This window comes from Bradyrhizobium sp. (assembly GCF_035652035.1).
Classification (GTDB): Bacteria; Pseudomonadota; Alphaproteobacteria; order Rhizobiales; family Xanthobacteraceae; genus Bradyrhizobium.
Map to the genome: position 1 here is coordinate 167795 of NZ_DASREO010000091.1, position 18521 is coordinate 186315.

The 18521-nt window shown below is 62.5% G+C and carries 16 protein-coding genes; 7 read left to right on the forward strand and 9 right to left on the reverse strand.

Features of this window, described 5'->3' with window-relative positions; translation table 11 throughout:
• Positions 1–88: 88 nt before the first annotated feature.
• Both VFB05_RS24715 and VFB05_RS24720 read left to right on the forward strand, forming a co-directional pair.
• Positions 89–703 carry a helix-turn-helix domain-containing protein gene (locus VFB05_RS24715; protein WP_325017213.1) on the forward strand — a complete coding sequence of 205 codons (615 nt, stop codon included), beginning with the start codon at positions 89–91 and terminating at the stop codon, positions 701–703.
• Between the two features lie 359 nt (positions 704–1062).
• Positions 1063–2235, forward strand: a complete 1173-nt coding sequence (locus VFB05_RS24720) for a peptidase M15 (protein ID WP_325017215.1) — start codon at positions 1063–1065, stop codon at positions 2233–2235.
• Positions 2236–2250: 15 nt separating this feature from the next.
• Here VFB05_RS24720 and VFB05_RS24725 read toward each other — a convergent pair whose 3' ends face one another.
• Positions 2251–2466: a hypothetical protein gene (locus VFB05_RS24725; protein WP_325017217.1), complete on the reverse strand. Its 216-nt coding sequence runs from the start codon at positions 2464–2466 to the stop codon at positions 2251–2253.
• Between the two features lie 148 nt (positions 2467–2614).
• Here VFB05_RS24725 and VFB05_RS24730 point away from each other — a divergent pair, with 148 nt between their 5' ends.
• Entirely contained in the window at positions 2615–4096 is a 1482-nt protein-coding gene (locus VFB05_RS24730; RefSeq protein ID WP_325017219.1) for an MmgE/PrpD family protein, read from the forward strand.
• Between the two features lie 77 nt (positions 4097–4173).
• Entirely contained in the window at positions 4174–4581 is a 408-nt protein-coding gene (locus tag VFB05_RS24735) for a RidA family protein (protein ID WP_325017221.1), read from the forward strand.
• A gap of 1 nt (position 4582) precedes the next feature.
• Here VFB05_RS24735 and VFB05_RS24740 read toward each other — a convergent pair whose 3' ends face one another.
• From VFB05_RS24740 to VFB05_RS24760, 5 genes are all read right to left on the reverse strand, one after another.
• Entirely contained in the window at positions 4583–5047 is a 465-nt protein-coding gene (locus VFB05_RS24740) for an ABC transporter substrate binding protein (RefSeq protein WP_325017363.1), read from the reverse strand.
• Positions 5048–5416: 369 nt separating this feature from the next.
• Positions 5417–6406 carry an ABC transporter substrate-binding protein gene (locus VFB05_RS24745; RefSeq protein WP_325017223.1) on the reverse strand — a complete coding sequence of 330 codons (990 nt, stop codon included), beginning with the start codon at positions 6404–6406 and terminating at the stop codon, positions 5417–5419.
• A gap of 110 nt (positions 6407–6516) precedes the next feature.
• Positions 6517–7485 (reverse strand): ABC transporter substrate-binding protein, encoded by a 969-nt coding sequence (locus VFB05_RS24750; RefSeq protein ID WP_325017225.1) that lies wholly within the window; start codon positions 7483–7485, stop codon positions 6517–6519.
• Positions 7482–8456: an ABC transporter substrate-binding protein gene (locus VFB05_RS24755; protein WP_325017227.1), complete on the reverse strand. Its 975-nt coding sequence runs from the start codon at positions 8454–8456 to the stop codon at positions 7482–7484. The genes VFB05_RS24750 and VFB05_RS24755 overlap by 4 nt, the downstream gene beginning before the upstream one ends.
• Complete coding sequence (locus VFB05_RS24760) at positions 8453–9535, reverse strand: ABC transporter substrate-binding protein (protein WP_325017229.1); 1083 nt, start codon at positions 9533–9535, stop codon at positions 8453–8455. Before VFB05_RS24760 ends, VFB05_RS24755 begins: the two co-directional genes overlap by 4 nt.
• On the opposite strand from VFB05_RS24760, the gene VFB05_RS24765 reads away from it, so the two are divergent.
• From VFB05_RS24765 to VFB05_RS24775, 3 genes are all read left to right on the forward strand, one after another.
• The gene (locus VFB05_RS24765; protein WP_325017231.1) at positions 9535–12675 is read left to right on the forward strand and encodes a GAF domain-containing protein; all 3141 of its coding nucleotides are present in this window, start codon (positions 9535–9537) and stop codon (positions 12673–12675) included. The genes VFB05_RS24760 and VFB05_RS24765 overlap by 1 nt on opposite strands.
• Positions 12672–13061, forward strand: coding sequence for a response regulator (locus tag VFB05_RS24770; protein WP_325017233.1), 390 nt, complete (start codon positions 12672–12674; stop codon positions 13059–13061). The genes VFB05_RS24765 and VFB05_RS24770 overlap by 4 nt, the downstream gene beginning before the upstream one ends.
• A 162-nt stretch (positions 13062–13223) precedes the next feature.
• Positions 13224–14468 (forward strand): adenylate/guanylate cyclase domain-containing protein, encoded by a 1245-nt coding sequence (locus VFB05_RS24775; protein WP_325017235.1) that lies wholly within the window; start codon positions 13224–13226, stop codon positions 14466–14468.
• Positions 14469–14481: 13 nt separating this feature from the next.
• Here the strand turns inward: VFB05_RS24775 and VFB05_RS24780 are convergent, their stop codons facing one another.
• The 3 genes from VFB05_RS24780 to VFB05_RS24790 form a co-directional block, all read right to left on the reverse strand.
• Positions 14482–15153, reverse strand: coding sequence for a VIT1/CCC1 transporter family protein (locus VFB05_RS24780; RefSeq protein WP_325017237.1), 672 nt, complete (start codon positions 15151–15153; stop codon positions 14482–14484).
• A 108-nt stretch (positions 15154–15261) separates the two neighbouring features.
• Positions 15262–17793, reverse strand: a complete 2532-nt coding sequence (locus tag VFB05_RS24785; RefSeq protein WP_325017239.1) for a PAS domain S-box protein — start codon at positions 17791–17793, stop codon at positions 15262–15264.
• A 273-nt stretch (positions 17794–18066) separates the two neighbouring features.
• On the reverse strand, positions 18067–18426 hold the full coding sequence (locus VFB05_RS24790; RefSeq protein ID WP_325017241.1) for a hypothetical protein: 360 nt from the start codon (positions 18424–18426) through the stop codon (positions 18067–18069).
• Positions 18427–18521 lie beyond the last annotated feature (95 nt).

Consider the following 18521-nt stretch of genomic DNA (forward strand, 5'->3'; position numbering starts at 1 on the left):
CCCCAGCTTCCGAAAGGCCCAATAAGGTCATTTCACACCAACCGGCGCCGTTGTAAATTCACCAATGAGTATACTTTACGGAGAAGCGATGCCGCGCTCGGCCACCAGGACGCGTGAACGGATTCTCGATGCGGCGTACAGGCTGTTTCGCCGGCGCGGCTATAGCCGCGTGACGATGGACGATATTGCAGCCGAGGCGCGGCTCACAAAGCGCACGCTGTATCATCACTTCGAAAGCAAGGACCAGTTGCTTGCCGAAGTCCTGGCGGCGCAGGATCAGTTGGCTGTTGCGGCCTTCAAGACCTTCGGCGATCGGCTCTCGGGGTCACCTGATGCGATCGTCAAAGGAATGTTTCGCGAGCTGGCCGTCTGGGCCGACAGGCCTCGCTGGGCAGGTTCGGGATTCACGCGTCTTGTGATCGAGCTTGCGGATCTTCCGGGACATCCCGCCCGTCTGATTGCGCGCCGCCACAAGGCGAGGCTCGAACGTTGCTTCTGCGAGCTGCTCGAACAGTCCGGCGTGCGGCGCGCGGCAGGGCTTGCTCGCGCCATCTGGCTGTTGTCGGAAGGAGCGGTTTCCCTGATCCTTGTCCACGGCGACCAGGGCTATTCGCTTGCGGCTTCGGAAGCCGCGATGACGCTGCTCAGCGCTCATCTGCACAGCTATCCTCTTGTTGGCCGCCGCGCCGGCGTCAAAAGTTAACGCGACCCGCGCCGTCAACAGCGTTCTGCTTTAGTACTGGCGGTGGATAGTGACTTTGCCTTTACTCGACATGCGCCTTGGGTGAAGATGCGGCCGGTATCTAATTCGAGTGCGGCGAATTTGAAGTTCCTTTCAGTGTTGCTGCAGGTGAGTCATAGGAACTTCAAAGGCCTCACTCGCATCAATAGGTTGCCAGGGCTCCTTTGATTCCGAAGATCGCATCAGAGGTCGCCACAATAGCTTTGCGAACTTCGGAATCGGAGCCCTGGGTCGGAACGTTGGACATCGATCGGCGGTTCGTAACGATAGCAGCGTGGTGCCGGGAAGTTGCGCTTCCGGCTGCGGTGTTTGGCGCGCTCGTGACCGCGGGTACCCCGGCAAATAATGTCTATTCGCTTGCGGCTGCCGACGTCGGGCCGGTCGCCAGAGACATCGCGCCTCCCGCCATTCCGGTTTCGAACGATCTGGTGACGGCCACGATCACGCCGGAGGCGGATACGCGGAAAGTGGAAGCGCCGAAAACCCGCGCGTTAGCGATCGATACGCCAGCGGCCGATGTGTCTGCCATCGATGCGTCTGCCGCCCCAGCCCCACGCCAGTCCGCCCCGAACGAGTCCGCCGCGAGCGAGCCTGCCGCGAAAGGGCCTGATCTGGCCGCGCTCGAAGTGCCGGACGAGAAGCTGCCGCCACGGCCGGTCGAAGCGTCCAGTCATCCGAACGAGATTGTCGGTCCGAAAACCCAAGAGGTCTACGACGCGCTCGGCTCAACCGATGTTGTCGACGAGTGCCTGGTCCTCGACATCTGCGTCGACCGCTATCTCTGGCAGCTCTACCAGAAAACCGCGAAGGAAGATTCCATCAAGGAGAGCACGTCGAAAAAGGTTACGATCAAGAAGAAGGGCAAGCTGATCACCGTGACGCGAACGACAACATTTGTCGTCGACGAGGATTTTGGCTGGAAAGATCCCAAGGCCGCGACACATGCAAGCATGTCGCTGGCGGATTATGTGATCGGCGGCGTCGACCGGGACTTCAAGCTAAAACTGTTTCAGATGCTGCGCGCGGCCGATCAGGCGGGATTTGCGCCCGGCATCACCAGCGCATTTCGTGACGACTACCGCCAGTCGATCGCGAGCGGCCTCAAGGCTGCGGACAACCGGTCCTATCATGGTGGCAGTCTTCGCGGCGGTTATGGGCACGGCCTTGCCGCGGATATCGTCAGCACCAGGGGCGCATCGCGAAAGGATCGGCTTGCTTCCAGCGAGGCACTCTGGAAATGGGTCGATACTCACGGCATCGAGTTTGGTATCGGACGTCCGTATCTCGACAGGGATCCGCCGCATGTGGCGCCCATCGATGGCGAGGAGTTTGCGAAGCATCGCCCGGGCGTGAAGACCCGGCAGGCGACCGCGCAAGCCGCGACCGAAGCCAAGGCGGAGCCAAAGACAGTTGCCAAGACGGACGCCAAGACAGACGCGAAACCAGAAGCCAAGACAGAGGCCAAGACGGAAGCCAAGGCGGACGCGAAGTGACCCGTTACGGCGGCGCTAACCCGCACCCCTGAGCTTGCACGACGTCGAGCAGGTGACCGTCGTGCCCCGGTCGCATTTGGAACAGACCGCCAGACACTGATTCAGGTTCTTCGGGTTGTACGAAGGGAAGAGATCGATCGCGCACATGTTCGAGGTCGAACCGGTGATCTCGGTCTCCTGCTGGCAGCCGGCCGTTATCAGCAATGCTAGAACGACAAAAATAGCCCGCATGAAAAATCCCCCAATCGAAAGGGCTCCAGCCTAAGGGAAACCCGCTAAGTCTCCGTTAAGGATGCGCCCCAGCTTGGCTTCCCGCGACAGGCGTGTTTCATTCGGCAACTCAAGCGTGAGAACGCGCCATTTCAACTGGGAAGAACGCATGAAGCTGACCCGCCGTGCTGCCGTACGTATGGGTGCGGGGGCAACTGCGCTCCCGCTCGCCGCATCGATCCTTGGCTCGCCAGGCGTCAGCGCGGCGAACGCTCCCGCGCAGGAGACGCTGCCGCTCGCCCGCCGGCTTGCCGCCTATGCGCTTGGCCTGCGCTTTGAAGACCTCGACGCAGCGACCATCGAGCGGGTCAAGATCCATCTGATCGATTCCCTGGGCTGCGGGATCGGCGCCTTGAACGAAGACGCGGTGCGAATTTGCCGCGAGGTGGCGGTTGGGGCCGCTGGCCGCTCCACCATCATCGGGACCAACAGCCGCACGACGCCTGACCTCGCGGCCTTCGCCAACGGCGCCGCCATTCGCTATTTCGATTTCAACGACACTTATGCCACCAAGGTGCTTGCGGTGCACCCGAGCGACAACATCGCGCCGTGCCTTGCGGTCGCGGAGGCCGAGCATGCAAGCGCTCAGGAGCTGATCGCCGCGATCGCCGTCGCCTATGAGGTGAACTGCCGGCTCACCGACGCGTTTGACATCACGGCACGCGGATGGGATCCGCCCGTGCTTGGGCTCCCATCCGTGGCGCTCGCCACCGGGCGATTGATGAAGCTCAGCGAAGAGCAACTGACGCATGCGGTTGCGCTTGCGATCAACGATCACATTCCGCTCGGGCAGACGCGCACCGGCGACCTTTCGGAGTGGAAGGGGATCGCGGTGGCAGAAGCCGGCCGCAATGCGGTGTTCGCGGTGCGGCTGGCGCGGGCCGGGCTGACCGGGCCGGCGCCGATCTTCGAAGGCAAGGCGGGGTTCTTTCAGCAGGTGACCGGCACGGCCGATATCGACGTCACGAGCTTCGGCGGGCGGGACCGGCCGTTCCGGATTCATCGCTGCATCCTGAAAAGCTATCCGGCGGTGATCTACACACAGACCGCCATCGTCGCGGCCATCGAGGTCGCTCGCGAAGCCGGCTCGCTCGATCGGATCAGCGCGATCGACGTCGCGACTTCGCTCGAAGGCTATCGGCGCACGGGCAGCGAGCCGGCGAAGTGGGACCCCAAGACGCGGGAAACTGCCGACCACAGCCTTCCTTATATGATCGCGCGGGCGATGTTCGACGGCGACATCACCCGCGACAGTTTCTCGGAGACGAAATTCCGCGCTCCCGACGTGCTCGCCTTCATGCAAAAGATCAAGGTGAGCGAAGATCCCGCGCTGACGGCGCGCACCGGCGGCGCGGTACCGACGCGCGTGACCGCGACGCTTGCCGACGGCAGAAAGATCACGCGCGAGATCGATCACGCGCCGGGCTTTGCCGCAAGGCCCATGACGCGAGCCGACGTCGAGCGGAAATTCCGCGGCAACATCGGCACGCGCTGGCCGAAGGAGCAGACCGAAGCAAACCTCGGGGCGCTCTGGACGATCGAACAGGCGAACGATCTTGCGACGCTGCTCGGCAACTTCGTTGTGACGTAGACTGCGCATCATGGAAGAGCGGGACGGGCGGATATGCCATCGTGAGAAGACCTGTTTCCATTTGAAGGACGACCAGAATGGCTGAATCCGAAAGCGCCCGCGCGATCCGTTATGTCGACGTTCCCGGTTATCCCGCGCCGCACTCGCCGTATTCGCACGCCGTCGTCGCCAACGGCTTTGTGTTCGTGTCGGGACAGATCCCGGTGAAGCCGGGCGGCGCGCCGACCGAGATTGTGGGCTCGACGATGCAGGAGCAGACGCGCCAGTCGCTGCGCAATGTCGAGACCATTCTGAAAGCCGCCGGCAGTTCGCTCGATCGCGTGGTGAAAGTCACCGTGCTCTTGGCGCGTACCGATCTCTACAAGGAAATGAACGAAGCCTATGCGGAATTTTTTCCCGGCGCGAAGCCGGCGCGGGCGATGGCGCGTTTCGGCGCCGATATTCCCGGCGTGATGGTTGCCGTCGAAGCCGTCGCCTTGGCGTGAGCTATTCGATCACATCGTCGGCGCGCGTCAGCAGCGACGGCGGCACGGTGAGGCCGAGGGCTTTCGCGGTCTTGAGATTGATCACGAGCTCGAACCTGATTGGCTGTTGCACCGGCAGATCGGCCGGCTTTGCACCTTTGAGGACCTTGTCGACATAACTCGCGGCCTGGCGATAGGTGTCGGAATATTTGGGGCAGTAGGACAGGAGCCCGCCCGCTTCGGCAAACCACCTGGGGACGCAGGCCGTCGGCAGATGATATTTCAGCGCAAGGTCGGCGCCGCGCTTGATCGACAGGCTTGGTTGCAGGATGGCGGCGTCGATGTGCGCCTGGCTCGCCTGCGCGTAAGTCGCCTCGAGTTCGTCGCTCCCGACAATGTGAAGACGCGGATGTCGACGCTTTCGTTTTTTCCGCTGAGCTGGATTTTCTCCAGAAAGGGCTTCGAGAACGGATCGGAGCCGTTGCAGATCGCAGCAACCCTTGTGGTTCCGCTGCCAATTCGGGAAGACGGCTCATCTGCCCCTGGTCAGAGCGGAATTCGAAGCGAATGTTTTTCCCATCGACGTAGCCGAGGTCGCGCAACGCCTCGGGAAACGATCGCCAGAATCGCTCCCAACCGGGAGCGGCACGCACGAGGACACCAATGGTCGCCACATTCGATTGTTGCGCAAGCGCCGCCAGCGGCCAAGTCAGCGCCGCGGCAGCCATCAACTCGAAAAGCTCGCGCCGCCTCATTCGATCACCTCGTCGGCGCGGGCAAGCACGGTAGGTGGAAGATTAATTCCCAGTGCCTTCGCGGTTTTCGCCGGCTACCAGTTCGAAGAGTTGACGCCGTTTCATTCGATAACTTCATCTGCGCGCACCAGGACCGACGTCGAAAGATCGACGCCGATCGCCTTCGCGGTCTTGAGATTGACGGCCAGCTCGAATTTGGTCGCCTGTTCGATGGGAAGATCGGCCGCCTTTGCGCCATTGAGTATTTTCGCGACGTAAAAGCCGACCTGACGAAAATTGGCCGCGGGGTCCGTGCCGTACGACATCAGTCCACCCGCCTGGACGTAGCCTTTGAAGATGAACATGGTCGGCAGCCGCTGCTGGATCGCCAGTTCGGCAATATGCGCGCGGAAATCCGAAAAGTACGGACTGGAGAGCACCAGCAGCATCTGCGCGGAGCCTTCGGAGAAACGCTGGAACGCCGCGTCGAAATTGTAAGGCGGCTTCTCCAGTTCGAGCGACTGAACGTTCAAACCCAGCGATTTCGCCTGGCGTTCCGCCGCGGCGAACTGGTCCGCTGAAAGACCATCCCAGAGAATCGCGAGCCGCGTCTTTTCCGGAAATGCCTGCGTCAAGAGTTCGACCTGCTTGGCGGACAATTCCGTTTGCAACGAAACGACGCCCGTTATGTTGCCGCCGGGGTGCTTCAGGCTCTGCACGAAGCCGCGCGCAATCGGGTCGAAGTTGATGGCCCACATGACGATCGGGATGGTCTTGCTCGCGGTAACAGCGGCTTGCAGCATCACTTCGGGGCCAGCCGCGATCAACACGTCGACGTTTGACTGTGCAAGGTCGGCCGCGGCGGCGAACAGCCGCTTGGCGTCATTGTATTCTCCGGCCTCTTCGATGGTGAGGTTCTGGCCGACAACGAACCCGGCCTTTTTCAATTCATCGAGAAACGCCGGGTAGCCTCGTGCCGTGATCGGGTTGTTTCGCCCGGTGCCGACGAACCCGATACGGGCGGTCCTGCCAGCAGGCTGTTGCGCGCGCGTCATTTCCGGCCAGGCTATGGCCGCACCGCCCAACCCGCCAATGAAATCCCGTCTTCGCATGCTGCCCTGCCGCGATCCACAAGATTGTACCGGCTCAACCCGGCCCTTGATAGGGGGCTGCCGGCTTCATGCAAGCGCCGGGCGGTAAGGTTACTTGCTGCGCCGCCGCTTCATTCGATCACCTCGTCGGCGCGGGCGAGCAGGGACGGAGGCAGGGAAACACCGAGGGCGCCGGCGGTCTTGAGGTTTACTTTCAGCTCGAGCCGTGTGGCCTGTTCGACAGGAAGGTCCGCCGGCTTCGCGCCCTTGAGGATGCGATCGACATAGCTCGCGGCACGGCGCCACATGTCAAACAGGTCGACCGCGTACGACATCAGTCCACCTTGCTCGACCGCGAAACTGAACGGGTAGATCGCAGCCAGGCGGTGCTGCGCGGCAAACGCGATGACCTTGGGTGTAAGCACCTCCAGCGAAGGGTCAGTGGTCATGGCGAGTCCGTCGAACCCGCCATTCGCAATCGATGCCAGGCTTTGATCAATTCCCCTGGAATCGCCAACGAAGGTGGATAGATCGACGCCGAGCGCATGCGAGGCCGTTTTCATCTGCTCGACTTCCGCGGCGACCGTCGGATTTTCGGGATTCCAGAGCACGGCCACGCGCTTCAGCTTTGGCACCGCCTCCTTCATCAGTTCCAGCCACTTCGCGCTGTAATCGCCCGACAGGATCGATATGCCGGTGGCATTGCCGCCCGGCCGATTGAGGCTGGCCACGATTCCGGATTTGACCGGATCGCCGCTGGCAAACACGATCGGCACGGTCGTGGTCACGCGGCGGGCCGCCAGCGTCGCAAACGTGCCGACCGTGACCAGCACGTCGACCTTTTGCGCCAGAAGATCGGCGATGAGTGCCGGCACCCTGGCGCTGTCATCCTCAGCGAAGCGGTCTTCAAGGATGATGTTTCGTCCAACCTCGTAGCCCAGCTCCGCGAGCCCCTTGCGCAGTCCTTTGCCGGTGACGTCGGTCCCGCGCGCCCCGATCCAGACGTAGCCGACCCGCGGCATCGCCGCTTGCTGGGCGCGCGCCGCCAGCGGCCATGAAGCCGCGGCACCGAGGAGGGCGATGAACTGCCGCCGCTTCATTCGATCAGTTCCTCTGCTTCGATGAGAATGGATTGCGGTACTGCAAGGCCGAGCGCCTTGGCAGTTTTCGTGTTGATGACGAGTTCAAATTTCGTCGGCTGCAGAACCGGAAGGTCGTCAGGGCTCGCGCCCCGCAAGATCTTCCCCGCATAGACGCCGACCTGGCGGTAGGTATCGGCGAGGCTGGCGCCATAGCTCATGAGCCCGCCATCGGCAGGAAACTCGCGGATGTGAAAAATGCCCGGCAGTAGGTGGCGGGATGAGAGCGCCAGGATTTGCGCGCGCCTTGAGTCGAAGAACGGATCGTTCTGCACCATGAGGCCAGCGACACCGGCTTTGACCAGCGCTGCAAAGCTCGCGTCGATCTCGGCATCGGTTGAAGCTTCCTGAATGACAAGCTCGCGGCCGAGGGTGCGTGCCGCCGCGCTCACGGACTTTCGATGCTGTTCAGCCGCTTCGCCGAAGCGCGGATTCAGCAGCAATCCCACGACATGTGCCGACGGCACCATCGCGCAAAGAAGCTCCAGCCGCTTGCCGCCGAGATCGCCTGTGAAAAAGTTGACGCCGGTGGCCATTCCCGGCCTGTTCATACTTGTCACAAGACCAGAGCGGACGGGGTCTTCACCGACGACAAAGACGATCGGGACCGAAAACCCCGCCGCCTTCGCGGCTTTGGCGGCCGGATCACCAGGCGCAACTACCAATGCGAGAGGACGGCCGTGAAGCTCTGCGGCGAACGACGGCAGCCGGCTGTAGTCACCCTTGGCCCATCGATACTCGATGGCGACATTGCGCCCCTCGACGTAGCCCATCTCTGCGAGGCCGCGCTGGAAAGCCCTGGTATGAACAGCAGCTTCGTCGGGCGAGCGCGTGCTCATGAACCCGATCGTCGGCGTCGTGCCCTCGGCGCGCGAAACCACTGGCAGAGCTGCCGCAATTCCCAACCCGGCGATGAACTCCCTCCGTTTCATTCGATCACCTCGTCGGCGCGGGCGAGCAGTGCTGGCGGCAGCGCCAGACCAAGCAGTTTCGCCGTCTTGAGATTGAGGATCAGCTCGACCTTTGTCGATTGCTGGACGGGCAAGTCGGCGGGCTTGTCTCCCTTCAAAATGCGACCGGAATAAACGCCTGCCTGCCGATACGCATCCGTGATACTGCCGCCGTAACTTGCCAGGCCGCCGGCCGCCGCAAACTCACGGAACTGGTAGATGGCCGGAATCTTGTGTGTGACGGACAGCGTTGCGAGTTGCTCGCTCAGGCCATTGAACAGCGGATCTGCGCCGATCCAGAGCGCTCCCGCCTGCAATCTCTGCAGCTCGGAAAACGCCGGCCCAATGTCGGGTTCAGAACTCGCTTTGACTATCTGCAACCGCACTCCGAGGCGCTTTGCACCGAGTTGCACTGCTATGATCGTGGTGCCGGTGATGTTGCCACCCGGCTTGCTCAGGCTCGCCACCAACCCTACTTCAACCGGATCCACGCCGATTTGAAACACGATGGGGATCGTTGAGGTTGCGGCTTTCGCGGCAAGTGCAGCCGTGCTTCCACCGGTGGCCGCAATGAGTTTGACCCGGCGGCTTGCCAGCTCGACGGCCATCTGGCGCATGCGATCCTGCTCGCCGCGTGCCCAGCGATATTCGATCGCGACGTTCTTGCCCTCGGCATAGCCGGTCTCTCCCAGGCCATCGCGAAAGGCCTGGACGAGCCTCGCATAAGGTTCGGGTGAGGCGGTGTTCAGAAATCCTATGACGGGAATATCGCGCTGGGCGCGCGCCGCAAATGGCAAGGCGGCCGCGAACCCTCCAGCAACGGTGATGAACTCCCGCCGTCTCATGCCCGCCCCGCTAGATCGGATCGCAGTAGTGTACCGGTCCAAGCTCAATCTGGAAGGGGTCGTCGCAGCTCGCCGTCTCCGGGCCGCCCAATCGCTAAAAAGCGGGGGTTGCCGAAATTCTGCTGAGTCCAGGGCCACTTGCGGAGGCAGGCCGTGGAAAAGTCGCTGCTCGCGGCAAGAGACAAATACCGGCCTTCTTGCTAGTTTGGCGCCCAATGACCCTTTCCCTGCCTAACGAGACTCCCGTCCGAAAGGCTGCTTCGCCGACCACGGCGACCGGCTCCGGGGCCACGTCGACCGGGCGGATTGTCCGCAGCCGCCTGTTCATCAAATACGTTGTTTTGTTCGTTGCTGTTGTCGCCGTAGCGCTGCTGTCCAACGGCATCTTCGAGGTGTTCTTTTACTATCGCGAGCACCGGGCCTCCCTGATCCGCATTCAGCACGAGCAGGCGGAAGCAGCGTCAGCCAAGATCAGCCAGTTCATCAAGGAAATCGAAAGCCAGCTCGGCTGGACCACCCAGTTGCCGTGGTCGGCGGGCTCGATCGAGCAGCGCCGGTTCGACGCGCTTCGCCTGTTGCGGCAGGTGCCGGCGATCACTGAACTCGCCCAGGTCGATTCGACCGGCAAGGAGCGCTTAAGGGTATCGCGGCTTGCCATGGACGTGGTCGATAGCGGGCTCGACCTTTCCAAGGATGCCAAATTCACCGAAGCGGTCGCGCACAAGGTCTATTACGGGCCGGTGTATTTCCGGCGCGAGTCCGAGCCGTATATGACGCTGTCGCTGGCGGGCACCCGCAAGGATGCCGGCGTCAGCATCGCCGAGGTCAATCTCAAGCTGATCTGGGACGTGGTGTCACAGATCAGGGTCGGCGAGCACGGTCACGCTTACGTCGTCGGCTCGGCCGGGCGGCTGATCGCCCATCCCGACATCAGCCTGGTGCTCCGCAACACCGACATGTCGAAGCTCGTGCAGGTCCAGGCTGCACTCGCCGGCCAATCCGGCACGGACTCGGAACTATTGGAGGGCACGACCAACCTGCAGGGGCAGAAGGTGCTGACGGCGTCGGCGCCGATCTCCCCGCTGGGCTGGACGATGTTCGTCGAGCTGCCGGTCGAAGAGGCTTACGTTCCGCTCTACGCCGCCTTGCAGCGGCTCGCCATCTTGCTGGCGGCGGCGTCGCTGTTTGCCGTGCTCGCCGGCATCTTCCTCGCCCGCCGCATGGTCGGTCCGATCCAGGCGCTGCGCGCCGGCGCCGCGCGCATCGGCGGCGGCGATTTCGCCCAGCGCATCTCGATCAAGACCGGCGATGAACTCGAAGGCCTCGCCAATCAGTTCAACGACATGGGCGTGCGCTTGCAGGAATCCTATGCCGACCTCGAGAACAAGGTCGAGCAGCGGACGGCGGAACTGAGCGAGTCCCTGCAGCAGCAGACCGCGACCTCGGAGGTGCTCGGCGTCATTTCCAGCTCGCCAAACGACCTGGCCCCGGTATTCCAGACGATGCTGGAGAATGCGACACGCGTCTGCCACGCAAAGTATGGGCAGCTGTTTCTCTACGAGAACGACAAGAACGCATTCCGTGCGGTGGCGACGAGGGATGTCCCGACTGCCTGGTCCGACTTTCTCGCGAGTCATCCGCTGATCCCAGCCGATCCCACGGTGCCTCTTGGGCGCGTCGCAGCGACCAAGGCCGTCGTCCACGTCCCCGACGCCACCCAGGAGCAGGGATACCTGCGAGGCTTTCCCGGGCTTGTTGCCGTCGTCCAGCTCGGGGGCGCGCGGACACTCCTGGTCGTTCCGATGCTCAAGGAGAACGAGTTGGTCGGTGCGCTAGGGCTTTATCGAGAGGAGGTGCTGCCCTTCACTCAAAAGCAGATCGATCTCGTGACCAACTTCGCAAACCAAGCAGTGATCGCCATCGAGAATGCGCGGTTGCTGCGGGAGTTACGCGAGCGCACCGACGACCTCAGCGAGTCCCTGCAGCAGCAGACCGCGACGTCCGACGTGCTGAAGGTGATCAGCCGCTCGGCGTTCGATCTGAAATCGGTGCTCACGACACTGACAGAATCCGCAAAATCGCTGTGCGGCGGCTCGCTCGGCATCATCTGTCTGCGCGACGGCGAGGTGATGCGGCTGCGGGCCGAATCCGGCTGCACGCCCGCCTTCATCGCTTTCATGAACGAACATCCGATGAAAGCCGGGAGAGACACCATCACGGGACGCGTCTTTCAGGACGGCTCGCTCGTCCACGTTCCGGACGTGCGGCTCGATAGTGAATATAATTTCGGCAACGCGCCGACGATCGGCGATTACAGGGCTGTGCTAGCGGTGCCGCTGATGCGCGATGGCGCGGTCGACGGCGTCTTGCTGCTGGGACGGCCAACGCCTGGACCGTTCAGTCCGCGCCAGATCGAACTCGTGCAGACTTTCGCCGACCAGGCGGTCATCGCCATCGAGAACGTCCGCCTGTTCGAACAGGTGCAGGAGCGCACCAAGGAGCTGTCGCTCTCGCTCGACGATTTGCGCACCGCGCAGGATCGTCTGGTGCAGACCGAGAAGCTGGCCTCGCTCGGCCAGCTCACCGCCGGCATCGCGCACGAGATCAAGAACCCGCTCAATTTCGTCAACAACTTCTCGGCGCTGTCGACCGAACTGATCGACGAGCTCAACGATGCGCTCGGCTCCGCCACGATCGACCCCAAGGTCCGCGCCGAAATCGACGAGCTCACCGGCATGCTCAAGAGCAATCTGGAAAAGGTCGTGCAGCACGGCAAGCGCGCCGATTCCATCGTCAAGAACATGCTGCTGCATTCGCGCGAAGGCTCGGGCGAACACCGGCCCGCCGATATCAATGCCATCGTCGAGGAGAGTTTGAATCTCGCCTATCACGGCGCGCGGGCCGAGAAATCCGGCTTCAACATCACGCTCAACCGCAACCTCGATCCCGCCGCCGGCATGGTCGACCTTTATCCGCAGGAGATCACCCGCGTCCTTCTCAATTTGATTTCAAACGGGTTTTATGCGGCAACCAAGCGCAACGAGGCGGGCGGGGAGGGTTTCGAGCCGACGCTGACGGCCACCACGAAAAACCTTGGCAAGACGGTCGAAATCCGTATCCGTGACAACGGCACCGGGATCCCGGCGGAGGTCAAGGAGAAGATGTTCAATCCATTTTTCACCACCAAGCCGGCCGGAGAGGGCACCGGACTTGGCCTCTCGATGAGCCACGACATCATCGTGAAACAGCACGGTGGCAAGATCGAGGTCGATACCGAGCCGGGACATTTTACCGAATTCATTATTACGCTGCCTCGAGAACTGGCGGCGCAAGGCAATAGCGGAGGCAGAAATTGAGCGTCTATATCCTCGTCGTCGACGATGAGCCCGATGTCGAAATGCTGTTTCGTCAGCAGTTTCGGCGCGATCTGAAAGCCGAGCGCTTCAAGATGGAGTTTGCCTTTTCGGCTGCCGAGGCGCTAGAGCGAGCCGCCGAACTCAAGGAGCCGTCGCTGATCCTGATCCTGTCCGACATCAACATGCCCGGCATGAGCGGGCTCGAGATGCTGCCGAAGGTCCGCGCCGAGCGTCCCGAGGTTCCGGTGATCATGATCACCGCCTATGGCGACGCCGAGACGCGCCGCAAGGCGATCGAGCGCGGTGCGGTGGGGTTGTTGTCCAAGCCGCTTGATTTTTCGCTGCTGCGTCAGGAGATCGATACAAGACTAGTGGAGTCGATTTGACATTCGCAGCCCGCCTAGCCGCGAGTTCGGAGAGCGAATGTCAAATCGTAAACTCCACTAGAAACATATATTTGCTAGTGGTCCTTTTGATTCTAACATTCGCAAAAGTGGCTGCTGAGAAGGGATGCGAATGTTAGAATCAGGACCACTAGGACATGCCGCATGACGTCGACAATCCTCTTCGTCGATGACGAGCCCGATCTCGAGGCGCTCGTCCTGCAAAAATTCCGCAAGCAGATTCGCGACGGCGAGGTGACCTTGTTGTTCGCCCATGACGGCGTCGAGGCGCTGGCTTCGCTCGAGCAGCACCCGCATGTCGACATGGTGGTGTCCGATATCAACATGCCGCGGATGGACGGGCTGTCGCTGCTGCAGAAATTGCAGGAGGCCGAGGACAGGAAATCGACCATCATCGTCTCGGCCTATGGCGACATGAGCAACATCCGCACCGCGATGAACCGCGGCGCCTTCGATTTTCTGACCAAGCCGATCGACTTCACCGATCTCGAGGCAACCATCGACAAGACCATCCGCCATGTCGAAATGCTGCGCGAGGCGCGGCGGCGTCAGGCCGAAGCGGAGCGGGCCCATGCCTCGCTGTCACGGTATTTTTCGCCGCAGATCGCCTCGCGGCTTGCCGCTGCCGGCGAAGGCGACGGCATGGATGTGCACTGGCGCGATGTCGCGGTGATCTTCACCGATATCGCCTCCTTCACCACGCTGGTGGAAACCGCCAAGCCCGACGTGCTGGGGACGTTGCTCAACGAGTATGTGAGCGGGATGACCGATGTCGTCTTTGCGCACGAGGGCACGGTCGCCAAGATCATCGGCGATGCCATCCAGATTCTCTTCAACGCGCCGGGCGACCAGCCGGACTATGCGACCAGGGCGATTGCCTGCGCACATGCTCTGGACGAATGGGCTGAAGCGTTTCGCGAACGCTGGAAATCCAAAGGCGTGAATTTCGGAACAACCCGCATTGGCGTCCACGCCGGTCCCGCGCTGGTCGGCAATTTCGGCGGCCGCCGCTTCTTCGACTACACCGCCTATGGCGACACCATCAACACCGCGGCGCGGCTGGAAGCCGCCAACAAATTTCTCGGGACCAGGATTTGCGTGAGTGCTGCGGTCGCCGAAGGCGCCAAGGCTTTTTGCGGCAGGCCGGTCGGCGACCTCTTGCTCCGCGGGCGAAGCGAGCCGCTGCGCGCCTTCGAGCCATTATCCGAGGCGACCGCGCCCAAGATGACGCAATATTTGCAGGCCTTCGCCAAACTGGAGGCCGGCGACGCCTCGGCCATGCCGGCCTTTGCAGCGCTGGTCGGGCTTCATGCCGACGATCCGCTGGCCGGCTTTCACCTCAAGCGGCTCTTGAACGGCGCCAAGGGCATTCGCATGCAACTGGAATAAGCCAGCCCTCGCGTCACGAGAGCAGATGATCGATCAGCACGCCGATTCCGACGCCCGCGGCTGCCGCGCCAATGCCCAGTGAAACCGTCTCGGTCACGGTGCGGATGATGCTGCGGCGTCCGAGCTTCGCGCGCCCGACGCCGAGCGCTACGAGCAAGGCGACGGTCACGACCCCGGAAACGATCCGTGCCTGACCGATCGGCAGCAACACGAATGGCAGGATCGGGACTGCGGCCGCAAAGAAGTCGGCAATCAGCATCCACAGCGCCTGTTCGAAGGGATTGACGCGTTCTTTCGATGCGCCCTCCAAAACCAGCAGCAGCCCGTCGGCGGCGTTGCGGTCGCTTTGCGCCGCGGCCGAGAGCGCTTTGGATTGCAGCGGCGTGAGGCCCGCAGTGACGAGGCGGCTTGAGAGGTCCGAGTTGCCGGCAGCCAATCGTGTTGCATCGGTCTTGTCTCGCGTCGTCTCCGCGTCGAGATAGGCGCCCGCCATCATGGAGACGGCCGCTGCCGCGGCGCCCGAGGCGCCCGCGATCAGGACCGTCTTGGTGCTTGATGTCGTCGCGGCAACGCCAAAGATCAGGCCGAAGATGGAAACTGTTCCGTCTTCCATGCCGAAGACGATGGTGCCGGCCGAGTTGATGACGGAGTCGCGCAGGCGCTGCCATGTCGAGCCGATTTTCATTCTGTTCGCCCCTGTCGCGAAGTGCCGCCGGTTTTTGCTTATTTGATGTTTTGCGCGGCCAGCCTGTCAATGGCTCGGCCTTTGGCGCCGCCCGGCCATGCAGGAACCTCAGCCGGCGCCAAGGCCAGCCGCGACTGCTACCAATGCTCGGATGTTCAGGCGACGTGAGTGGCGGGACTTTCGTCCGGCTGCGCTCGCGCGGGCGACGGTGTTGCGGCCGGCATCCTTGGCGCAGTAAAGCGCCCGGTCGGCCGCCTCGATCAGGCGATCGGATTCAATGTCCGCGCAGTTGAAGGACGCGACGCCGGCGCTGATCGTGACAACCTCGTGGAGGTTGGCATCGTGGCGCATTCCGAGGCCACGGATGGTCTCGCGAATTCGATCGGCGGTGACGGCGGCGCCGGCCTCGTCGGTGTCCGGCAGCAGCACCGCGAATTCCTCGCCGCCATAGCGCGCGGCGAGGTCGCCCGGCCGAAGCAAGGCTCCGCCGATCGTGGCGCCTACGCACCGCAAGCAATCGTCGCCGGCCAGATGGCCGTAAAGGTCGTTGAAGCGCTTGAAATGATCGACGTCGATCATGATCAGGCCAAGCTCCGTCTTGTCGCGCCGCGAACGCAGATGCTCCCTGGCGAGCGCTTCATCGAAGGCGCGGCGATTGGCAAGTCCGGTGAGGCTGTCCTGTCCTGCGAGCAGACGAAGGCGGCGATTGGCTTCCGCCAGTTCGTCCTCCACGGCCTTGCGCACCGAGATGTCGCGCAGCGCGCCGATGATTGCCCTGGCAGTGCCGTCGGGGCCTTTCAGCGCCCGCAACTGCGCTTCCACCCAGATCCAGTTGCCGTTGCGATGGCGGATGCGGTTGACGATCGAGTGGCGGTCGGTCTGGCCGCTGAGCAGCATCTGGAAGACCAAAGCGAGCCGCGGCGCGTCTTCGGGATGGGCCATGTCGGCCGGCTTGATGCCGACCATCTCTTCCGGCTCGTAGCCCAGGAGTTCGCGGCAGGCCGGCGAGACGTAGCGGCGCACGAGGTCGGTGTCGAGCTGGAACACCATGTCGGTGGAGTTGTCGGCAAGCAGACGATAACGCGCCTCGCTGTCCTTCAGCTGCTGCTCGGCTTTCTTGCGCTTTGCGATGTCGCGGATGCTCAGCTGTCGCCGGCCTTCTTCTCCGGCGATATCGCGGGCCGTCGTCTCGACCCAGATGTAGTTGCCGTCCTTGTGTCGTATCCGATATGTGTAGGTCTGTTGCTGATCCCCGCCTTCGGAGCCGGCGGCGAGCATCCGGTGGACAGTCGAAACGTCTTCCGGATGCACCGTGTCCAGGGAATTGATCGGAAGCATTTCCTCGGGCGTGTATCCGAGCAGCTTTTCGCAGGCCGGCGAGACATAGCTGCGCTTGCCGTCTTGCGCCACGGTCATGATGACGTCCGTCGCGTTGTCTGCCAGCAGGCGATAGCGCGCCTCGCTCTCCTTCAACTGCCGTTCGGCTTCCATGCGCCGTTCGATATCGCGAACGATCAACAAGCGCTGATCGGTTTCGCCGACGACATCGACGGCCCGGCCGGTGGCCTCGACCCAGACATAGCTGCCGTCCTTGCGCCGCATCCGGTAAGACAGCGTCTGCTCGCGCTGCGCCGGATCTCCCGATCCGTGCGCGAGCGTCCGCATGGTCGATGCTCGGTCGTCGGGGTGAAGCGCGTCCGCCGAGTTGATCTCGAGCATCTCTTCGGGCGTGTATCCGAGCAGCTTCTCGCAGGCCGGCGAGACATAGCTGCGCTTGCCCCGATGCCCGACCAGCATGATGAGGTCGGTGGAATTGTCGGCGAGAAACCGGTAGCGGCCTTCGCTCTCCTGCAATTGTCGTTCGGTGCGCACACGTGCATCGACGTTGCGCACAATGCAGAGCCTTAAGTTCGTCTGACCTTCGCCGACCAGCGGCCTGCAGGTGGTTTCGACCCAGATGTAGCGGCCGTCCTTGCAGAGCATGCGGTAGGTCACGGTGGTCACGCCGGTCATGTTGGCGAGATCGTGAAGCACCCTTGCAACATCGTCCGGATGCGTCGTCTCGGCGGTGCGCGAGGCTTGCATTTCTTCCGGCGTATAGCCGGTCATCGCAAAGCATGCCGGCGACACATAGCGCCGGGCGCCGTCGCGATCGAGCAGGGCAATGATGTCGGTGGAATTGTCGGCAAGCAGACGGTAGCGCGCTTCGCTCTCCGCCACGCGGCGTTCTGCATCCTTCATCGCGGTGACGTCGGTGATCACCGCAAGCGATGTCTGTTCCTGGCCCGAGGGATCGCGGTGCAGGACCGCCGACAGAAGGACGTCGATCACGCGGCCGTCCTTGCAGACCATCTGGTACTCGACGCTATCGCAATGCCCAGTGCGGAAGAACGCCGGCAGCACGTTCTTGACGGCGTGGTCGCGCGAGGCCGGCGTGAGGAATTCGGATGACCGGCGGCCGAGCACTTCCTCGCGGACGTATCCAAGCTTGGCGAGCCAGGCGTCGCTGACCGAGATCAGGCGTCCCTCGGCATCGATCGAGTGCAACATCGCCGGCGTCGCCGCCATGCGCCGCTGCACCTCGAGGCGCACGCGCGCTTCGAAGTCGGCATCGTCGGCCATGGCAGTCGGCGGCTGCATTGTCCGGTTGCCTCGTGAGCTCTAAAGATCCGGCAACGTTTGTCGTTTGCCTATCAGGCCACGAATACCAGCTTCTGCTTACGCTTGATGAATAGCCCATCAAATGCGCGGTAACAGGGTTAGCTTGAAATGAATCCGCGCAGTTCGAGCCAAATTGAAGGGTTCGGTTGGCTCTGCCGGTTCCGTTGTTTTACGGCGAATGCGAAGCGAACTTCGCGGTAAGGTTATCGTTTTCTGTTCGCAGGCGAGATGCCGCCGTCGCGCGATAATCACTCAGCCGCAGTTCCAGATCGGGCCGATCGGCGTCCGCGTCCAGCACGGACCGAAGGTGCCGCCGTTGAAGCGACCGCCGTAAATGCCGGGCCGGCCGACATAGTGCCATTCGTCGTCCCAGCCGTAATAACGCGGCACCGGGTCGATATACCAAGGGCGTTTGTTGAGGCGCGCCGCGCGCGCAAACCCGTTTTTCTGGGCATAGAGCGGCTGGCTGTTGCTCGGCGGCTGTTGATAGCCCGGCAGGAATCCGTAGCCGTGCCAGACCGGTTTCGGCTTCTTGTGATCCGGCGCAGCCTGGACGACGCCTGCGAGCAGGGACAGGACGACAGCAATTGTGAGAGACACGAAGCGCGACATGAATGGACACCATAGACAAGCGATTGCTAGTGGAGCGGATTTGACATTCGCTACCCGTTGGCAGCGCGTTCGACAAGCGAATGTCAAATCCAAAG